Below are 18,579 nucleotides of genomic sequence, written 5' to 3'. Positions count from 1 at the left end.
CTTCTATGGAGAGTCCTGATGACGTGCGGGCGATTGTAACGTCGACGGTTGTCTGGCACCACTTCCCGCCATTTTCGAGTAAATTGCCAAGTAGCTCTGAAAGATCCTGTCGCTCCATTGGCCAGCTGAAGTTTTCAGGTAAGTTGGTGTGGAGGCGAAAAACCGTGTCAGGGAAGATTTTTTCCATAACGGTGATGACACTTGCCGTGATTTCAACCGGCATGCACGTCCGTCCCATCTGTCTGCCTGATATGTCTGCTTTGCTCATCCGGTATTTCAGGGATTTGTCAAGCTCCCGCAAGTTAGAGGCCATAAACACAACATCCTCCCGGGACGGAGGCAAGGTATCGATATCCGACAAAATGGCAAGATTGGCAGAAATAGAGGTTTTGACCAGGTGAGAGAGATCGGAATTCAGGCGGCGGTGGCGGTCCAGCCGCCGGTTTGACAGCTCGAGCAAATCATTGAGCTGCCGGATCAGCGGACGAAACTCTTCCGGCACGTGAGGGTTCAGACGACTTTGTTTCCCGGATTGGAGCCGTCTCAGGTCCTCTTTTATCCTACTGATGGGCTTTAACGTCAGATGTGTGGTGGTTCCAATCAGTGCCAGCAGTATCGCCAGAAGAACGGCCGAGGCACCGAGCAATGTCAGGTGGGCCTTCAGCGGTCGTTCAGAGAGCGCCCCCTCGGTTTCAAGAACGGTGATTGAGGCCAGCTTTCCAGTAGCAGTGAACGTACGTCTAAGCCCAAAAAGCGTGTTCGCGCCCTGCGCTATGTGAATAAAACCCTCGGGCTTATCCACAACGCCCTGCATTTGGCTCAGGTCAAAGTTGTTGCTCGCCAGGACGCTTCCGCTAGCCGTTTCGATGACGATGGCATGCCCCAGAAGCATTTCAAACTGATTGATCATGTTGCTGAGGTCGTCGGTTGTGGGGGATTCAGCCTCAATGATTGCCTGAAAGTTTCCCAGCTCTTTGTTCAGGTGTTGCTTCCTGGACTCGTCCGATAGTTGCTTTATCACGTAGGTGTGTGAAAAGAATATCAGAGTAAAATATACGAGGCTGAAAACAGCACCATACTGAATGGCTGTTCTGCGGATACTTTTTGGAGCAGACATATTTTAACCTGGTTGGTTCACTCGGGCGTTCAGCGGGTAGCATCTTTTTCAAAGTAGTAGCCCTGGCCACGCAATGTTTTTATTTTATTGCCTCCTATTATTTTTCTGAGCCGGGTTATGTAAACCTGAACAACATTTCTGGTTGGGCATCTTTCTATGTTGTAGAGGGTTTCAACCAGTTCGTCCTGGGAAAACACCCGGTCCGGTGAACGGAGGAAACACTGTAAAAGGCGGAATTCCGTAGCTGTCAGTCTGAACTCTTTCTGGTCGGGCGTGGTAAGCGTTCGGTAGCTGGCGTTGAGACTGAATCCGTCAACACTGATCTGGTCTGTCGTTCTGCCGTCCTTTCTGCGGATAATCGCACTGAGCCGGGCTTTCAGTTCATCAAACTCAAACGGTTTGGGAAGGTAATCGTCGGCACCCGCGTTCAACCCTTCTACTCTCTCAGTCCAGTTGGAGCGTGCGGTCAGAATAAGGATGGCCTCTTTTTTCCCGTTTTTTCTCCATCTTTGCATTAAAGACAGTCCATTTTCATCGGGCAGTCCGATATCGAGAATAACGGCCTGGTAGGAGCTTGTTTCAATCAACGAGTCCGCTTCTTTGCCGGTTTTGGCGATATCGACTGTGTAGTGCGCCTGCGCAAGCCAGTCCGATATTCTTTTGGCAAGTACCGCATTGTCCTCAACAATCAGAATTTTCATTTGTAAGCGCCGTTTTTCGTGGTGGGAAAGTTTCGCTCGTCCTCTGTTGATTGTAACAGTAACGAAGGAATCAGGATCAGAAAAGCCGGTTGTTAGCGTTGTCCAGATTGGCTCTTCCGAGGTTGGCGACGCTGCGGTCCAGATCATCAATGGCGCGACGTTCTCAGGCGAAGTGGCGCCTGAGTGTGAAAAAAGGATTATCGGAGTGATCCAAAAATCCGGCTCCCGATGAGTGGAAGCCGGATTTTCAGCAATCTCCGTTCACTCATCAGAAATTAACGCTGATCCCCAGTGAAGCGGTGCGCGGCAGGTTCGCCATGGCGCCATCGGGCCAACGTGAGACAATTTGCTGTTCATCGAACAGGTTGTCCACTTTCAGGAAGACATCGGCACTGGCGGTCAGCGCGTAACGGCTGATGAAGTCGACCAGGAACAGGGATTCGGTCTCGTCCAGTTTCGTCGCGGTGTTGTTGCATCCTGCGCTGACACACATCTCATCGACGTAGGTGGCCACAAGGTAGTTGTCCCAGCCACTCGGGTGCTCCATGCCGACCCGCAGGCTCATCTGGTTTTCCGGAACGTCTTTGAGTTGCTCGCCTTTTTTCAGGCCAGAGGCAGCATTGTCCTTGCTGATTTCCGCCTGGGTAAAGGTGTAGGTAAGGCTGACCGGAAGGTAGAACTCGCCCGCCTCGGTGCCGGTCTGGAGCTGGAATTCCGCACCGGCAATTTCAGCCTCGCCGGCTACGAAACTGCCAGAAGTGGCGCCATTGCTGCACGGCGAGCCCACTGAACAGTTTTCAGCCTTGTTGGAGAAGTCGCTGTAGAAGCCGATCACTTCCGCGAAGAACGCATTGCCAAAGTAGCGGACGCCGGCTTCCCAGTTCTTGCTGGTTTCCGGATCTTCGTTTGCCCTGGCACCACCTCCGAGAGGGGAGAAACCCCGGTGCACGCCACCCAGAACCTGCCAGCTTTGGGACAGGTCATAGGTAAAGGAAGCGCCAGGCAGGAGTTCGGCGCTGTCATTGGCGCGGGTGCTGTCGACGGTCGTGCGACCGGGATCCGCGTATTGGGTGCGGCTGGTCTGTACATCCTCGTAGCGCAGAGCGAGGTTGATATTGAGCTTGTCCGTCGCCTGCCACTTGTCGAGTGCCCAGAAGCTCAGGGCTTCGCCGGTCTCAAAGCGGTTGTTGCTGCCCGTTGGGGCCACGCTGTTCTGGAACACCAGGGAGCCATTGACCTGGTCGTACACATCCACCGGCTGGAAGCGATCCATTTCATCTTCGTGGATGCGGGCGCCGAAGTCGAATTCGTGGTTGCCAATGTTTACATCGAAGTTTGTCTGCACGCCCTGGGACAGGTAGTCCCTGGCGTTGTTTTTGTATTCCAGACCGCTGGCGTCAATTGTGCCGTCCAGAATACCCTGGGCATTGGCGTCGCCGGCGTTTGCCTGGCCGATGATGTTTCCGGCGCCACTGAGCTTGTACCAATTGCGTTTGAAGTCGTTGCGGTAGAGAGTCGTGGTGCTGCTTACATTGTCGCTCCACTCGAACTGATGAGTCAGGCTGACACCGGAGTGAGTATTATCCATCTGGTCGAGACTGGAAAGCCCGTAGCGCCGGTTGGGGTCCTGGTTGAAGTCCGCATCCGTCAGTCCGACATAGGTCGAGTTGGAGGTTTCCTCGGAATACTGCAGCTTGGCGGTTACGCTCTGGCGCTCTCCCTGCCAGCGTAGCTTGCCGACATAATCACTGATGTCGAAGCCACTGTTGCGGTTGCTTCGGTCAATGTCCTTGAAGCCTTGCGCTGAGCGCTGGACCGTTTCAACCAGATAGCCCCAGTCACCGTTCGTGTCGCCATAGGTTGCATGAACGTCGGTGGAGCCGCGCTCGTTGGTGACGGCTTCGACGTAGCCCTTCTGCTCGTCGGGAATGGGTGTGGAAATCAGGTTGATCACGCCGCCGGTGGTTTGCGGACCATAGCGCAGCAGCGGGGCACCCTTGAGTACTTCCAGCGAGGACATGCGCTTGAACGTCGGGAAATAATAGGCGGCCGGATTGGAGTAGGGCGCCGGCGCGATCAGAATGCCATCTTCCATCAGGGTAACATTGCTGCTTCGCTCGGCCGTGGCACCGCGAATGCCAATGTTAGGGCGCAGGCCCAGACCCTCCTCTTCCCGTACATACACGCCCGGGACGGTTTTCAGTACCTGGTTGATGTCGGCCTCAACCTCGGTTTTCAACTGTTGATCGCCAACAACGTAGCCTGACCCCGGCAAGGTCTGGGCGGCAGACGCATCGCCAATGATTTCCATGGGTTCAAGCATCTGGGGCTGATCATCGCCGACTGCCCAACTGGCGCCCGGGGCAAGGCTGACAGCCACGGCCAGTGATAAGCGGGAAGGTTTAAACATGTGTTTCTCCGCAATTATTCGTATTTGAAATTCTAAATAGAAACGCGTTCCATTTGCGGATACGAATTTAAGGACTTCTCATAATCAAGTCAATAACCAATGTTAATGATAATGAGAGAGTGTCACCAGGCTGAAAAGGTTGAATTTCTCTCAAACGGGCAATTCGGAGGTCGGAGCGGGTTGGGCGGAGGGTGAGGGTATCAGCTGGCCCGCAATCCGGGGCCAGCTTTTCTGAAGGCCAAACAAGCCGCCGGTGGTCTGCTCGCAATGTCGGTGATCATGGTAACCCGGTTCGATCCCTTACTCCGTCCACAATCTTGCCCGGAAAGAGCTTTGCCGCCAGAGCAGCGCAACCCAGAGCGCATGAAGGTTTATGAGTAGCGCCAATACCCATTCAAAGGCATTGTCTAGTTGACTGTACAAGGCAGGTACTGCGGCAGTGAGGATAACGGAGAGAATTCCCACCGCCAGTAACGCCCTGTACGGCTGATACTGGTGCAACTGTCCCAGTAGGGTATGCACCAGGATATGTAGCCTTCGAAGACAGCAATGACAAACGTATCATGAATGGTGAGCAGCAGGCTTAACGCCGCTGCTAATGCTAACCACCACAAAGGAATGCTGCGGCGCCGGATTGCCCTATTCATCCCGCCCCCGACAACTCAGACCTCCCCCAACTGTCAACAACAGTGAACATTGACCGCATTGGGGGCGCGGCGCTTTACGGGCTTTTAGTACTGTTGCTGACACAATATTAAATGCAACCGCCGCTATCAGCCATGAATTATTACAGGTCCGCAGTCTTGTGTCGTTTAACTCATGCAATACACGCCCATCAATCTCTAATGCGTATAATAATGATTTATATTTAATTTACCTCAAAGGATTTGCACATGACGTCAATACTCGTCCGCGACCTCTGGCCCTGTCAATCACCCTGCTTTTGATGGCCGGATGCAGCGGCAATCAGGACGCTGCCAACGCACAACACAGCAGAGAGCCAACGGCAGATAAGGCACCCGCATCCACGCCGACCAAAACTGACGTTGTTAGCCATTATGCAGATCTGGCGCACGCCACGTTCCAGGATGCGGTGACAACGGCCGAGGTTCTTGGCGAGGTAGTGGACGCAAGATTGTGGCCAGTTTGCTAATGGCGGCGACCCCGAAGTCAGCGACAAAGTGGCAGGCTTTATCACCTTCTACGCCAGCAGCCTTGCAGTTCCCGCCCGTCGCGCCATGGAAAACCCGGAAGTGCAGCAAGGCGCCAGACTCGTTAGCAACACGGGGTGTGCCGCCTGCCACACACCAAAGCACGACCGGTCTGGTCGCTGACCGGCCAGACCTCAGCGACCAGACGATCTGGCCCAGCCATTTTGTGGCACGGGGGCGAAGCCGAGATATCCAGGGAACAGTTCAAGGCACGATTCAGGACTGAACGTGCGGTGCTGATTGCCTTCCTGAAAGTGCCTGAAGAGGCTCCCGGTTGCACTAAAGTCTAATGTTAATTGACTTCTCAGTCGTCGGGCTTGTGCTACGATCAGTGTGGTCAATATTGTTGCTGTGCCCAGTGCTGACGCAAGACCCGAAGCCACTTGAGTTTCGGGACAGGAGGGCACAGCACTTTAAGATAATGGACGTAATACGCATGACACGTTCAGTAATAAATCAGTAATAAATCAATGATAATATGACACGTTCAGTAATAAATCAATGATAATGAGGGGATTATGATACTAATGACAAATAAAAAAAGCGGCACTGAGTTCAGCGCTCGCACTGGTGATGGCGGGGTTATCTTCGCCGGGTCACGCCATGGAATTCAAGGTGTCCGGCCAGGTGAATCGTGCGATCACCGTCGCGGATAACGGGAATGAGACTGATTACTCGAGTGTCGACAGCATCGGTTCCAACTCACGTTTCCGGTTCACTGGCAATGAGAAGATGGCCAACGGCATGAACGTCGGTTTTATCTATGAAATGTCAGTTGTTCAGTACGGATCCACGGAGTTCGATATCGGCAACAATACCTCCGGGGGGGGTGAGGGTGGCGTTGACCTGGATACCCGGAAAATTGACATCTATCTCGAGGGTGACTTTGGTACGGTGAGTTTCGGCAAAGGCGATGGTGCTGGCTACTACGCCAACATGATGGATTACTCCGAAACGCTCTACTTCGGTGGCGGTGCCTGGTATACCCTTTATTCTTCCGGCATCAGTTTTGTCGATGATAACGGCAACAAACTTTACAGAATTGGTGAAACCAACGGCGTCTTCAATGCCGTTGGTCGACAAGAGCGTATCCGCTACGACAGCCCGTCGATCGGCGGTCTGGTGCTGTCGACCAGTCTCGACAACGGCAATGCCTATGAACTGGCGGCCCGGTACCACGTAGATTTTCCGGGTGCCAAACTGGCCACGGGGCTGAGCTGGGTTGATGCTAATGATCTGGAGATTCCGACCTCGCCCACCGATGGACAGCCACTCACCCCTGGGTCGGAATTCAAAGAGAAGCAAGTCCTTGGTGCTTCGGCGTCTTTGTTGCTGGACGGTGGCCTGAACTTTACCGTCTCCTACGGTAATGAGGAAACCGACGCAATGGCCAATGCGGGGCAGGCTAATCAAGAAGGCTATGATGCGACCAACCTATTCGGTCAGGTAGGCTACTCGACTGGCGCTCATCACTTTGCAGTCAACTATGGCGAGACCAAAGATCTGATTGTTGAGGGAACCAAGGGAAGCCAGATTGGTCTGGCATACGTGTACGACTGGTCGAGCGCGGTCCGCTTGTACTCCTCGTATCACCTGTATTCGCTTGACCTGCCTTCGTCGGTCAAGACCGCTGAAGGATGGGGCGATGCCAACGATATCAGCCAGCTCTATGCCGGTATCCGGATCGCCTTTTAACCAACGGGTCTGACCTGAATAACAGACAGGAGTAAAATATGCACAAACTGCGGTTATGGATAATTCCCGTGCTGGTAGTAGCTCTGTCGGGCTGCGGACTTAATGTGGTCCGACCCGCTGACACGACGCCGATGCCGGGAGAAGACCGCCTGCCTGATGGACCAGGCCTGTTTGCCAGCAGTCCCGATGACAGCGCCCGGGAGGGATATTCTATCCTGTCGGGTCGTTGCTCAGATTGTGCGACCAGTCAACGCGCCGGAGGGAAGGCGGCCCCGGACTCTGACACCTACAGAAGCTTCGAAGCCTTCAGGCGGATGGACCCAGACTCACAAGAATACAGGGAATTTGAGAAATGGCTGGAATGGAAACAGTTTCGCCAGTGGAAATCCCGGCAGCAATGAGGCTCGGAGGTGAAAAACTCTACCGTGCCCCGTGCCGACTGTTATGATATAACGCAGCCCCGCTCAACTTTCCTTTCTCTGGCAGATGCTTGTCACTTAATGTGTAAGCAACGATCCAGACTTTGCTGAGAAGGTTTTCGATGTCGTTGGCCTGTACCTGAATCCGCCGAATAACGCGCTGGTGCTGTCGGTTGACGAAAAAACGCAGATCCAGGCACTGGATCGCACTCAACCAAAGCTGCAACTGAAACCCGGCCAGATCGAGCGCCGTACCCACGATTACAAGAGGCACGGGACGACCAGCTTATACGCGGCCCTGAATATCCTGAACGGCGAAGTGATTGGGCGCATTACACAACGCCACCGCGCCAAAGAGTTTCTCGATTTTCTGCGACAAATTGATCGAGAAACACCGAAAGAGCAGGACCTTCATCTGATTCTGGACAACAGCTCGACTCACAAAACACCAGAAGTGAAGGCCTGGCTGGAAAAGCATTTCCGGTTCAAGCTTCACTTCACACCCACCAGCGCCTCTTGGCTGAATGCCGTGGAGGGCTGGTTTGGTCAACTGGAACGCCGCGCTTTGTACCGTGGCATTTTTACCAGTGTCGGCGAACTTAAGAAGGCGATTCGTCGCTTTATCCAAACTCATAATGAGAAACTGGCAAAGCCGTTCCGCTGGCACAAGAGTGCAGAATCGATTATGACTTCAGTGACGCGAGCAAAGCTGAGTGTTATTGATAATAAATAAACGGATTACCCAGACGGGACACTAGCAGAGCTCCCCAAATGCCACAAGAAATTAACCCATAGCAACCGGTCAGGCGATGTTGCCTATCGGGTTTCCTAAGGCCAGGCAATCCGGCATCGGAGGTGATATGGCCGCCGGAGTAATCGGTTTCAATCTGGCGGCGGACGGTGGAGCGAAGGGAAGTTTTTCAGGTATAATCCCGGGCAGCGGCGGTTGGTGTTGGTTTCGCGTGTAGGAGCTTGAAATTATAGCACCTGCAGCCGTTTTCTTTTGTCCCCTATGAGAAATCCGGGCCATTTTAAGAGCAGAAGGATGTTGTAATTACCCCAGGATATTGGCCCGTCGATAAAGTAGTGCGTAATCAGCTAGCCACAAGAAAAGAACACGGCAATCGCCTGTTCAGGCTGTTGCTGGTGCTTTTGTTGCTGCTTGCCGCGCAGCACCTTGCCATGCATGACATCGATGGTGCTGGCGGAGGCCCGGTCGGGCATCAGGAATGTCTGCTCAATCACCTGCCTTATGCTCAGTTATCCCCGCCATTACCCGGTCTTCCGTTACTGATTCCGGCGCTGTTTCTGGAAATACCGTACAGCCAACACTTCCACCGGATTTTTATCCACCCCTGGCTGGCCCGCGCACCACCCCTGTTCTGATCTGTCTCTGTTTACCCGTTTAATTGATGAGCAAGTGCGCAGTGCACGGTTACTGCGTGCCTGCTCGGGGATTCGCACGATAAATCAATTCAGGAATACGTAATGATTAGCAACTATAACCGGTTATCGCCGGCAGCCATCGTAATGCTCGGCTTATCCATGACAGCAGGGGCTGTTCCGCTTGCCTACAGTGCCGAGGCGGTTCACGATAGTCATTGGTCCGGGGACCTGCGGGTGGGCGCCAATATGGATCTGATCGCCGAAGCCCGGGATTTCGGTGCTGATATGAACCGCTAGGTGCTTGACCTGCGTGAGGTGGAGGTTTCCCTGGAATCGCAGATCAAGCCTTGGCTCTATGGGATGATATTCCTGACCCGGCCGTCCGATGAGGACATAAGTGTCGAGGAGGCCGCAGTGATCGCCGACCTGGCAAGAGGGTTCAGGCTGAAAGCAGGGAAGTATCGTAACGAGTTCGGATTGCTCAACACCGTTCATGAACCGGAACGGCCACAAGTCTCACTTCCCTTGCCAGTGGAGGAGTTTCTCGGCGAAGAACAGCTTCGGGAGACGGCTGTCACCCTGGGTCGTCTCACCGATCTGGGCAACGGCTACCGTGCCGGCATCAGCGGCGCCGTGTTCAATTCCGACAACGATGCGGCGTTTGATGCCGGCCAGTCCGGTGACAAGGCCTTTGGCGGCAAACTCTATTTTGGTCGTCAGGCCAGTGACACGGCCTACCAGTTAGGTCTCAGTGCCCTGACCGGCAAGAACGATACGGGCGGTACAACCGATATACAGGCGCTGGATTTCCGCGTCCTGCTCGAACCGGAATTTGCCCGGGGCTACGATTACCCGGCACGTTTTTCCTGGATGGGCGAGGTCCTGTTCAACCAGCGGGAAATCGCCCCTGGCGTCAGCAACAACGCCAACGGCGCCTGGACACTCGTGGATTACCAATTCAAACCTGCGCATCATCTGGGCGCGGGTGCCGAATACACTCAGGGGCGACTGGATAAATCGCTGACGTCCAGGGCTTATTCGGCGCATTACAGCTGGTATTACTCGCCCCATGCACGATTGCAGGTACAGGCGCGTCGTCTTGACGTTGATGGCGGCGACAGCGGCATGGAAGTATTGCTGCAGTGGAATATCGTTCTGGGTGCCCACAGTGAACGGCCATTCCTTGCCATTCTTCCGATGGATGACAAAATGTAACCTGGAGAAAACACAAAAACCCGCCCGGATTCGAAAGGCGCCGGGCGGGTTGATATTTATCGGCCCTGACGATATGGGCAGTCGCACGGCCAACAATCCGCCCGGGCACGCCGGAATCATGGCAAAATGGCCGCTTCCCCATCTTTGACAAACCCCTGGCCTTGCTAAAGCTTGTAGTGAGCGATCAGTTGACTCCTTAATGTTTGCATGGTTTGTGCAATAACAGGCAAGCAGCCATTATGTATGGATAACACGCTAAGGAAAGGGCTATGTCGAAGTTGTCGGATGAGGATTATCGAAGTATCCCGCTCAATGCCACACTGGCGCTTGCCGCGTTGGTAGTGATTATTGCGGGAATGAAAGTGGGCGCGGACCTGTTGGTGCCGCTACTGCTGGCGGTGTTTATTGTCGTGGTGTGCACCTCACCCGTGCAGTGGCTGCATCGCTGCGGTTTGAGTCGGCGGATGTCGGCGTTGATTACGCTACTGGTGTTGGTGGGTTTTATATCGCTGATTGGCCTGTTGGTGGTCAATAGCTTCAGTACCTTTGTTGAAGCGCTGCCTGATATTGAAACCAGGCTTTACGAGCACTACTGGGACTTGCTCAATGCGCTGGCCTCTCATGGGTTGGCTATCGACCCCGACCAGCTCAGTTCGATGTTTGCCATGGAGGAGAGCGGCTCCTGGGTGGCCACACTGCTGGGTGAGATTGGCTCGCTGTTTATGCAGGGCAGTATCGTCGCGCTGCTGGTGATTTTCATGCTGTTCGAGACGCTGAATTTTCGCGATAAGGTGTCCCGGGCGCTTGAAAATCCGGCACCGAGCTTGGAGCGGTTTAGTGAATTTAGCCTAACGCTAAAACGCTACTTGGCGGTTAAAACCGTGATTAGTTTGGCAACCGGTGTGTTGGTCTGGCTCTCGTGCCTGCTGGTGGGCGTTGAGTTTCCGCTGCTGTGGGGCGTATTGGCATTTGCGCTTAACTTTATTCCTAATATTGGCTCGGCGTTGGCTGCGATTCCGCCGGTACTGCTGCTGTTGGTTTCTCAGGATGGCGGTGTGCTGCAGGCGTTTCTGTTGGCATCGGCGTACTTGGTCATCAACTTTATTTTGGGCAATTTGATTGAGCCTAGAGTGATGGGGCAGGCGCTGGGGTTATCCACCTTTGTGGCGTTTCTTTCACTGGTGGTGTGGGGGTGGGTCTTTGGCGCGGCGGGCATGCTGCTGTCGGTGGTGCTAACGATGACGCTAAAGATTGCTCTGGATAGCCACCCTCAAACGCGCTGGATAGCCCATCTATTAGGGCCGGGTAAGCAGCGTAATGTACAGATGAGACGCCCTGGAGACGCGCGTCGGCCGCCTTGGAAGCGGGGTGAGTGGGCGAAGCGAGAAGAAAGCGACGCTTAGGCAGGCAATGCCAATAAGAACAGAGATACCGCTGGCAGTGCCAGCGGTAACGTTACCAGCTTAGGCGTTTTGGTCGATAAACTGGGTCAACTGCGACTTAGATTGCGCACCAACCAGTGAAGCGACTTTAGTGCCGGATTTAAACAGCATGACGGTGGGTACACCGCGGACGCCTTGTTCTGCGGCAATTTCAGGTGCATCGTCAACATTCACACTGACGACTTTCAGGTTATCGCCACGCTCAGCGGCCACTTCATCAACAACAGGTGCCATGACTTTACACGGGCCGCACCAGGGGGCCCAGAACTTCAGCAGGACAGGCTGTTCGGCGTTGAGGACTTCTTGCTCAAAATTGGCGTTGGTGACATCAACATTGTTAGCCATTTGCTTCTCCCGTTTGCGTTGCTCTTGCTGTTTCGTTGCCTCAAGTGGAGCAACGGTCATTACGCGATATATTAGCGCATTTTTACCGCGTCAAGGTGCCAGATGTTAGCGGGCGAGAAGGGTGCTGGCAAATTCCTGATGCGATTTGTCGTTAAATAGAAAAAATTAATAGATGTTCATAGTCTCTATTTTTTATATTATAAGTGAATTACGAGGCGTTTTTTTTATTCAAAAATGTGCTCATTGAGCCATGAAATTGAGCCACGAAACCGCGCGCTTGGCTAAGCACACAGTGGCAGCGTGAGGATGCGCTTTTACGTGCTTCCTGCATAGATTATAGGGTGAGGATATGAAGCTACAGCAACTTCGCTATATCTGGGAAGTCAATCGACACAACCTGAACGTCTCGGCAACGGCGCAGAGTTTGTTTACCTCTCAACCGGGTATCTCAAAGCAGATTCGTTTGCTGGAGGATGAGCTAGGCGTTGAAATCTTTGCTCGCAGTGGAAAACATTTAACCCGCGTCACTCCTGCTGGGCAGTCGATTATCGAGCTAGCAGGCCAGGTACTTAAGCTGACCGAAAATATCAAGCAGGTGGCGCAAGAGCATAGCGACGAGCGCCGCGGGAGCCTGGCGATTGCCACGACCCATACTCAGGCTCGCTATGCGCTGCCGCCGATTATCAGTGAATTTACTCTGAAATACCCCGAAGTGGCGCTGCATATGCAGCAAGGCACGCCTAAGCAGATTGCCCAGATGGTGAGCGAAGGGCTGGCAGATTTTGCTATTGCGACGGAGTCATTAGAGCTATTTACCGATTTAGTGCTGTTGCCGTGCTACCGCTGGAACCGTTGCGTACTGGTGCCCAAAGAGCACCCACTGGCAACGCTGGATGGCCCGCTAACGCTTGAGGCCCTGGCCGAGCATCCGCTGGTGACTTACGTGTTCGGGTTTACCGGGCGTTCACAGTTAGACGATGCATTCAAAGCGAAGGGCTTAACACCCAATGTGGTACTAACCGCTGCCGATGCCGATGTGATCAAGACTTACGTTCGCCTAGGTATGGGCGTTGGCATTGTCGCTCACATGGCCGTAGATCCGGTGCTAGATAGTGACCTAGTGGCTCTGGATGCCAGCCATTTATTTGCCAGCTCCACCACTAAAATCGGCATTCGGCGTGGCACCTTTATGCGCGGCTACATGTACGACTTCCTGGCTCGCTTTGCGCCTCACTTAACCCGTGACCGGGTGGACGAAGCACTCATGGCCGGGCCGCGCTTTGAGCAAGCGCTGTTTGAGGGTGTAGAACTGCCTGAGTATTAAGTGCTATTTCATTTTAAGCCCAGGCGGGAAGCCTGGGCGTCGTGCTGGGTATTGGTAGCTTTATTGGTAGCTTAGTGCTGAAGGTGTAGCCCGCATTCGCGTTTCTCTTCTACCTTGGTGGGGTCAAAGTAGTCGAAGTTGTTGGGTAGGTCGTGGGCCTCTAAGTAGTAGTACATATCTTTAGCGGTCCACTGCAGCAGTGGGGCGACTTTTAGTAAGCCGTCGCTATTGCGGCTAACCACCTGCATTTTAGCCCGTTCGGGCGTGTCTTCGGCACGTAGCGCGGTAAACCACACATCGGGTTGCATCTCGCGTAGTGCGCGCTCAAATGGTTCAAGCTTCACTTCTTGAGTAAAGGCATCATGGCGCGGGTCATCAATGCCGGGCATGGGACCTTCCAGCGCTTCGCGGTGGGCGCGAGTGCGCTTTGGTAAAAAGCTGACAATGTTTAAGTTGAGGCGCTGGATCAGCGCATCGGCGAACTGGTAAGTCGCCTCGGTGTTGTAACCGCTATCCATCCAGACAATGGGGATATCAGCGCGTACTTGCGTCACCATATGCAGAATGACCGCTTCGAAGGGGCGGAAGTTGGTGGTGCAGATAGGGCGTTCGCCCTGGCTGAACGCCCACTCAATAAGTTCTTGAGGGTTGTTGGCAAAGTCGCGATTAATCTGTTCAAGCGTTGAGGACATGCGGCCTCCTAAGTGAAAAAGTGTGCAATGCCCCTAGGCTACCAAAGGCGGGGGGCTTCTCCCCAATACCGTTTGGTTAGGCTTTTATATTTCTTTTTGATGTAAGAACGTTGATCGCTTATTCCAAAGCGTCTATTAAGTGGCGGATCTTATCCAGCGTTTCGGTGTACTCTTCATCTGCTTTTGAATCCGCCACCAGCCCGCCGCCACCCCACACGTGGAGAGCGCCATCGTCAGCCACCATTGTGCGTATGGCAATGGAGGTGTCCATGCTGCCGCGAACATCGATATAACCTAGGCTGCCGCAGTAAACGCTGCGCTGGCAGGGTTCCAGCTCATCAATAATCTGCATCGCCCGTATTTTTGGCGCGCCGGTAATCGAGCCGCCAGGAAACGCGGCGGTGAGCAGCGAAAGCGGTGAGTGCTGGGCAGCAAGTTGGCCCTGTACCACGCTGACTAAGTGGTGCACGTTGGGATAGCTCTCAAGCTGGCACAGCTGCGGCACGCGAATAGAGCCAGGTGTGCATACGCGCCCTAGGTCATTACGCAGCAAGTCCACAATCATCACGTTCTCCGCGCGATCTTTAGTACTGCTGAGCAGCTCGTCCGACAGGGCACGATCCTCTTCTGGGGTTCTTCCTCGTGGGCGGGTGCCTTTTATCGGGCGGGTTTCCACCAAGCCGTCACGGCACTGGATAAAGCGCTCAGGGGAGAGTGATAAAACAGCTTGGCTACCCCATGCCATAAAGCCTGAAAAGGGCGTAGGCGTTGCTTCACGCAGTTTAAGGTATGCCTGCCACTCGTCTCCTTGATAGCGGGCCGAAAAGCGCTGGGCCAAATTGATTTGGTAGCAGTCCCCCGCAAGGATATAGCGCTGTACCGCCGCAAAACGCTCGGTATATTCTGCCTGGCTAAGTTCGGCTATAAACGGCTGTGTGAGCCGAAAGGCGTGGCTAGGTGTTGCTGGTTCGCTTAACCACTCCATTACCTGCTTGCGCCGCTGTTCGCTGCCTACCAGCCACGCCTGTTCGGTGACGTGGTCAAATGTGATACACCAATCAAACAGCCCTAAACGCGCTAAAGGTAACTGGGTGACGGGCGGGTGCTGGCTGGGTATGTCAGTATGGTTGCGGCCAAGGTCATAGCTCCAGTAACCCATCAGGCCACCTAAAAAGGGGAGCTCGCTCTTGAGGTTGGCTGTGGGTAGCTGCTCTAAAAGCCACTGCTGCTGTGCATGGCTGTTGCCCATCAACGATGGGGGGAGTGTCAGCGTGTCAGACTCAAACGCTGTGTGGCCATCTGGCGATATTTTTAGCGTAGCGAGGGGGTCACTGCTAAGGATGTCGTAACGCCCGGTTGTGGCCTTCGGACGGCCGCTATCGAGCAACACCGCACCGGGGCGTTGCCTGAGTTTGGCAAACAGTGCCAAAGGGTCGGAAGAGTAGGGCAGGGCTGTAATCGTCAACGCCGTTGTCATGAAGCAAACGCCAGGCCAGTGAGGGCGCCATATTTTATAGGTCGTACCACCATCGCACCAGCAGAAGCCATCGACGACTTTCTCACGCTTGAGGTGCGAGCTATTCTAATTTATTTGATTGTTGACAGTTGCTTCCCGGGTCCATACCCGCTTGCAACGAAAGACGTATAAAAACGCCTATTTTGCATGGTTGACGAGGGAAATAGAGAGGGATAAAGTTCCTCTATTCCTTGATTGTCGACAATAAGCCATGACGTTACTTGCTACAACCTCCTCGCCTTCCGATGAAGCCTCGTCCGAGCCGGTCTCACCTGAGGTGCGTACGCTCGCAGAGCGCGTGTTTCATCAGCTGCAAAGCGCCATTGTGCGCGGCGAGCTAGCGCCAGGCAGTAAAATTACCGAGCCAGGGCTATCCAAAACCTACGGTATCTCCCGTGGGCCGCTGCGTGAAGCCATGCGACGCCTGGAAGCTCACCGCTTGATTGAACGCGTGCCCCACGTGGGCGCGCGGGTGGTCAAACTCTCCATGAAAGAGCTGCTGGAGCTCTTCGACGTACGCGAAGCCTTAGAGAGCATGGCTGCCCGCTTGGCCGCCGAGCATATGTCGCCTGAGGAGATTCAGGGCTTACGCGATGTACTGGCGGTGCATGAAAGCCAGGGCGACTTAAAGCGCGGTGAAGCCTATTACCAGCGTGAAGGCGACCTGGATTTCCATTATTGCATTGTTCAAGGCAGCCACAACAAGATGCTGATGAACCTGCTTTGCGATGACCTTTACTACCTAGTGCGCCTCTATCGTACCCAGTTTAGTGCCAGCGGTACGCGCCCCCAGCGGGCATTTGTAGAACACCACCGTATTGTGGACGCTATTGAAGCCGGTGACGCTGAGCTTGCCGAGCTATTGATGCGCCGCCATGTCAGCGCTTCTCGTGCCAATGTCGCTGACCGCTATGCCGCCATTCTCGAACAACAATCAACAACATCTGCCGACTAAAGGAGCTAACGCCCATGTCTACCACACCATCATCCAAGCTTACCCCTGGGGCACGGTTTCGTGCCGCGCTTGAAGCCAATCGCCCGCTGCCGATTTTAGGCACCATCAACGCCTATACGGCCATGATGGCTGAGCGTGTAGGCCATCAAGCCATTTATCTTTCGGGTGGTGGTGTGGCGAATGCATCGTTTGGCCTGCCGGATCTAGGTATGACCACCATGAACGACGTAGTGGAAGATGCACACCGCATCTGTGGCGCCACTGAGTTGCCGCTGCTGGTGGATATCGATACAGGGTGGGGCGGTGCGTTTAATATTGCCCGCACTGTGAAAGAGATGCAGCGGGCAGGCGTGGCGGCTGTTCACTTGGAAGACCAAGTAGCGCAAAAGCGCTGCGGCCACCGGCCGAACAAAGCCATTGTCTCGCAGCAGGAAATGGTAGACCGCATCAAAGCCGCCGCCGATGCCAAGCTGGACCCCGATTTCTACCTCATCGCACGCACCGATGCGTTCCAAAAAGAGGGGCTGGACGCTGCCATCGAGCGGGCGAACGCCTGCGTGGAAGCAGGTGCCGACGCTATCTTTGCCGAAGCGGTACATACGCTGGATGACTATAAGGCATTCTGCCAGCGAGTAAATGCTCCCATTTTGGCCAACATTACCGAGTTCGGCGCGACGCCGCTGTTTAGCCAGCAGGAGCTGGGTGAAGTGGGTTGCCGCATGGTGCTCTACCCGCTCTCGGCGTTCCGGGCCATGAATGCCGCCGCGTTGAAGGTGTACCAGAGCATTCTAGATAACGGTCATCAACGTGAGGTGGTCGACACCATGCAGACCCGCGATGAGCTGTACGACTTTTTGAATTACCACGACTTTGAGCAAAAGCTTGACGCGCTGTTTGCCGAGCAAAAAGACGTTTAACGAAAGCGAGCTCTTTAGCTAACAGCGCTAATTTACTAACAACACTTATAAAACTAATAAGTACGTCAGGAGAGATAACATGGCTGATAAACCGCTAGCAGGCGCAGGACTTCGGGGGCAGAGCGCAGGTGCGACGGCCCTATGTACCGTGGGTAAAACCGGTTCCGGCCTCACCTATCGCGGCTTTGATATTAAGGAGCTGGCTGAAAAAGCCAAATTTGAAGAAGTCGCCTACCTGCTGTTGAAAGGCAAACTGCCCAACCAGGCGGAGCTTGACCACTACATTGCCAAGCTAAAAGGCCTGCGTGGCCTGCCTGATGCGCTGAAAACCGTGCTGGAGCAGATTCCTAAAGACGCTCACCCGATGGACGTGATGCGTACGGGGGCCTCCATGCTGGGTAACCTGGAAACCGAGGAGAGTTTTGACGAGCAGCAGGATGTGGCGGATCGTCTGCTGGCGGTGCTGCCCTCGATTATTTGCTACTGGTATCGCTTCAGCCATGACGGCGTGCGTATTGATACCGAAACTGATGATGCCTCGGTAGGTGGCCACTTCCTACATATGCTGCGCGGCGAGCCAGCCTCTGAGCTTCATGCTCACGTGATGAACGTCTCGCTGATTCTGTATGCCGAGCACGAGTTCAATGCTTCAACTTTCACCGCTCGGGTATGCGCTTCGACGCTTTCCGATATGCACTCTTGTATCACCGGCGCGATTGGCTCGCTGCGCGGCCCTTTGCATGGCGGTGCCAACGAAGCTGCCATGGCGATGATCGAGAACTGGGCATCGCCAGAGGAAGCAGAGCGGGAAATGCTGGGTATGTTGGAGCGTAAAGAGAAGATCATGGGCTTTGGTCACGCCATCTATCGTGAGTCGGACCCGCGCAACGCTATTATCAAAGAGTGGTCCAAAAAGTTAGCTGAAGATGTAGGCGACACGGTGCTCTATCCGGTGTCCGTTCGCTGTGAAGAGGTAATGTGGCGGGAGAAGAAGCTGTTCTGTAATGCGGACTTCTTCCATGCCAGCGCTTACCACTTCATGGATATCCCGACCAAGCTGTTTACACCGATTTTCGTGATGTCCCGGGTGACTGGCTGGGCAGCGCATGTGTTCGAGCAGCGTGCCAACAACCGCATTATTCGCCCCAGCGCCGATTATATCGGTCCTGAGAAGAGCGAATGGGTACCCATCGAAGCGCGCGACTGATCGGTTGCGAGGTGACTAAGTGAGAGG

17 protein-coding genes and 2 pseudogenes are annotated in these 18,579 nt (G+C 54.3%); 12 read left to right on the top strand and 7 right to left on the bottom strand.

The window, feature by feature from the left end; all coding sequences use genetic code 11:
• The 3 genes from A3220_RS15535 to A3220_RS15525 form a co-directional block, all read right to left on the bottom strand.
• Window positions 1-1,117 (bottom strand): two-component sensor (locus A3220_RS15535; protein ID WP_062375758.1); only part of this gene is annotated, 1,117 nt, incomplete at its 3' end.
• Window positions 1,118-1,146: 29 nt separating this feature from the next.
• Window positions 1,147-1,818 (bottom strand): response regulator transcription factor, encoded by a 672-nt coding sequence (locus A3220_RS15530; RefSeq protein ID WP_062375755.1) that lies wholly within the window; start codon window positions 1,816-1,818, stop codon window positions 1,147-1,149.
• A gap of 268 nt (window positions 1,819-2,086) precedes the next feature.
• Entirely contained in the window at window positions 2,087-4,228 is a 2,142-nt protein-coding gene (locus tag A3220_RS15525; RefSeq protein ID WP_062359135.1) for a TonB-dependent receptor, read from the bottom strand.
• Between the two features lie 1,181 nt (window positions 4,229-5,409).
• On the opposite strand from A3220_RS15525, the gene A3220_RS18355 reads away from it, so the two are divergent.
• The 4 genes and pseudogenes from A3220_RS18355 to A3220_RS15505 all read left to right on the top strand — a co-directional run.
• Window positions 5,410-5,562 carry a di-heme oxidoredictase family protein gene (locus tag A3220_RS18355; RefSeq protein WP_197746112.1) on the top strand — a complete coding sequence of 51 codons (153 nt, stop codon included), beginning with the start codon at window positions 5,410-5,412 and terminating at the stop codon, window positions 5,560-5,562.
• Window positions 5,517-5,729: a di-heme oxidoredictase family protein gene (locus tag A3220_RS18350; RefSeq protein WP_074210778.1), complete on the top strand. Its 213-nt coding sequence runs from the start codon at window positions 5,517-5,519 to the stop codon at window positions 5,727-5,729. The genes A3220_RS18355 and A3220_RS18350 overlap by 46 nt, the downstream gene beginning before the upstream one ends.
• Window positions 5,730-6,012: 283 nt before the next feature.
• The gene (locus A3220_RS15515) at window positions 6,013-7,134 is read left to right on the top strand and encodes a porin (RefSeq protein ID WP_062375753.1); all 1,122 of its coding nucleotides are present in this window, start codon (window positions 6,013-6,015) and stop codon (window positions 7,132-7,134) included.
• A 504-nt stretch (window positions 7,135-7,638) separates the two neighbouring features.
• Window positions 7,639-8,286 (top strand): annotated as a pseudogene (locus A3220_RS15505) (IS630 family transposase); the annotation flags it as partial.
• Between the two features lie 67 nt (window positions 8,287-8,353).
• Here the strand turns inward: A3220_RS15505 and A3220_RS17330 are convergent.
• A pseudogene (locus A3220_RS17330) lies at window positions 8,354-8,484 on the bottom strand (IS1380 family transposase); the annotation flags it as partial.
• A gap of 155 nt (window positions 8,485-8,639) precedes the next feature.
• Here A3220_RS17330 and A3220_RS17325 point away from each other — a divergent pair.
• The 4 genes from A3220_RS17325 (at window position 8,640) to A3220_RS15490 (ending at window position 11,557) form a co-directional block, all read left to right on the top strand.
• Entirely contained in the window at window positions 8,640-8,939 is a 300-nt protein-coding gene (locus A3220_RS17325; protein ID WP_128082445.1) for a hypothetical protein, read from the top strand.
• A gap of 102 nt (window positions 8,940-9,041) precedes the next feature.
• Window positions 9,042-9,236 (top strand): hypothetical protein, encoded by a 195-nt coding sequence (locus tag A3220_RS15500; protein ID WP_062375750.1) that lies wholly within the window; start codon window positions 9,042-9,044, stop codon window positions 9,234-9,236.
• On the top strand, window positions 9,237-10,154 hold the full coding sequence (locus A3220_RS15495) for a hypothetical protein (RefSeq protein ID WP_062375747.1): 918 nt from the start codon (window positions 9,237-9,239) through the stop codon (window positions 10,152-10,154).
• A gap of 269 nt (window positions 10,155-10,423) precedes the next feature.
• The gene (locus tag A3220_RS15490; protein ID WP_044628122.1) at window positions 10,424-11,557 is read left to right on the top strand and encodes an AI-2E family transporter; all 1,134 of its coding nucleotides are present in this window, start codon (window positions 10,424-10,426) and stop codon (window positions 11,555-11,557) included.
• Between the two features lie 60 nt (window positions 11,558-11,617).
• Here the strand turns inward: A3220_RS15490 and trxA are convergent, their stop codons facing one another.
• Window positions 11,618-12,001 carry a thioredoxin gene (trxA, locus tag A3220_RS15485; RefSeq protein ID WP_074210775.1) on the bottom strand — a complete coding sequence of 128 codons (384 nt, stop codon included), beginning with the start codon at window positions 11,999-12,001 and terminating at the stop codon, window positions 11,618-11,620.
• Window positions 12,002-12,290: 289 nt separating this feature from the next.
• Here trxA and cysB point away from each other — a divergent pair, with 289 nt between their 5' ends.
• Window positions 12,291-13,265, top strand: a complete 975-nt coding sequence (gene cysB / locus A3220_RS15480; protein ID WP_062375744.1) for an HTH-type transcriptional regulator CysB — start codon at window positions 12,291-12,293, stop codon at window positions 13,263-13,265.
• A gap of 71 nt (window positions 13,266-13,336) precedes the next feature.
• Here the strand turns inward: cysB and A3220_RS15475 are convergent, their stop codons facing one another.
• Window positions 13,337-13,957: a phosphoadenosine phosphosulfate reductase family protein gene (locus A3220_RS15475; protein ID WP_062375742.1), complete on the bottom strand. Its 621-nt coding sequence runs from the start codon at window positions 13,955-13,957 to the stop codon at window positions 13,337-13,339.
• Window positions 13,958-14,075: 118 nt separating this feature from the next.
• The gene (pabB, locus tag A3220_RS15470; RefSeq protein WP_062375739.1) at window positions 14,076-15,434 is read right to left on the bottom strand and encodes an aminodeoxychorismate synthase component I; all 1,359 of its coding nucleotides are present in this window, start codon (window positions 15,432-15,434) and stop codon (window positions 14,076-14,078) included.
• Window positions 15,435-15,684: 250 nt separating this feature from the next.
• Here pabB and A3220_RS15465 point away from each other — a divergent pair, with 250 nt between their 5' ends.
• From A3220_RS15465 to prpC, 3 genes are all read left to right on the top strand, one after another.
• Window positions 15,685-16,428, top strand: coding sequence for a GntR family transcriptional regulator (locus tag A3220_RS15465; RefSeq protein WP_044628118.1), 744 nt, complete (start codon window positions 15,685-15,687; stop codon window positions 16,426-16,428).
• A 14-nt stretch (window positions 16,429-16,442) separates the two neighbouring features.
• Complete coding sequence (gene prpB / locus A3220_RS15460; RefSeq protein ID WP_058576287.1) at window positions 16,443-17,345, top strand: methylisocitrate lyase; 903 nt, start codon at window positions 16,443-16,445, stop codon at window positions 17,343-17,345.
• Between the two features lie 79 nt (window positions 17,346-17,424).
• Window positions 17,425-18,552, top strand: a complete 1,128-nt coding sequence (gene prpC, locus A3220_RS15455; RefSeq protein ID WP_062375736.1) for a 2-methylcitrate synthase — start codon at window positions 17,425-17,427, stop codon at window positions 18,550-18,552.
• The last annotated feature ends 27 nt before the right edge of the window (window positions 18,553-18,579 follow it).

Source organism: Halomonas sp. KX33721, from assembly GCF_001596805.1.
GTDB lineage: Bacteria > Pseudomonadota > Gammaproteobacteria > Pseudomonadales > Halomonadaceae > Vreelandella > Vreelandella aquamarina.
The sequence above is the reverse complement of the archived record's forward strand: the minus strand, read 5'-3'. Positions and strand labels throughout refer to the sequence as shown.